This is a genomic window from Bartonella sp. AP58NXGY (genome assembly GCF_042195785.1).
Lineage (GTDB): Bacteria > Pseudomonadota > Alphaproteobacteria > Rhizobiales > Rhizobiaceae > Bartonella.
In genome coordinates this window covers 1-570 of the sequence record NZ_JBHIOY010000407.1, presented here as the reverse complement: position 1 = coordinate 570, position 570 = coordinate 1, and the positions used below count along the sequence as shown (strand labels likewise).

2 protein-coding genes are annotated in these 570 nt (G+C 40.2%); both read left to right on the top strand.

Features of this window, described 5'->3' with window-relative positions:
* Nucleotides 1-244: hypothetical protein (locus tag ACFINC_RS11705; RefSeq protein WP_375617307.1), on the top strand; the 244-nt coding region annotated here is incomplete at its 5' end.
* A 10-nt stretch (nucleotides 245-254) separates the two neighbouring features.
* On the top strand, nucleotides 255-570 hold a 316-nt coding region (locus tag ACFINC_RS11700), incomplete at its 3' end, for a hypothetical protein (protein WP_375617306.1).

Genomic DNA, 570 nt, shown 5'->3' with positions numbered 1-570 from the left:
ATCTGTTGAATCGGTTATGCCGTTAGAGTGGATTGATTGCTCGGCAACAGGGTTTAGTGATCTTGAATTCGTGCAGCACTGCAAAGCTTTTGGCTTGTGTCTTTTGCCTGGTAGATATTTCTATTGGAGTAGGCCTGATGAATTAGGGCATCAATTTGTGAGGGCAAGTTTAATGAAGCAAGATAGTGTATTTGAATTGGCATTGCAGAGGTTGCGTGAAGCTGTGTTCAGTGCTTGGAGATAGGGGGGTGAATATGCAAACATTAGGCTCTAACGTTGCTCAAGATATAGAAAGGTTTAAAATAAATTGGGCTTTCTTAAAGCCAGAATTACCTTGGCTTCAATCTAAGGTGCTGTCTAGATGGTCCTATACACGTGATATGCTAAAGTTAAAAGTGAGATCTAACGACGTCAGCCTGCGCAAATGGAAGCTTCAGAGATTAGGAGAATTAGTCGATTGGGCTTTTACATCAGTGCCTTTTTATCGTGATTTATATAAAGAGATAGGTTATAGTGTAGGAGAAATTCGATCATATGATGATTTTACGCGACTGCCAATAATTTCACGAG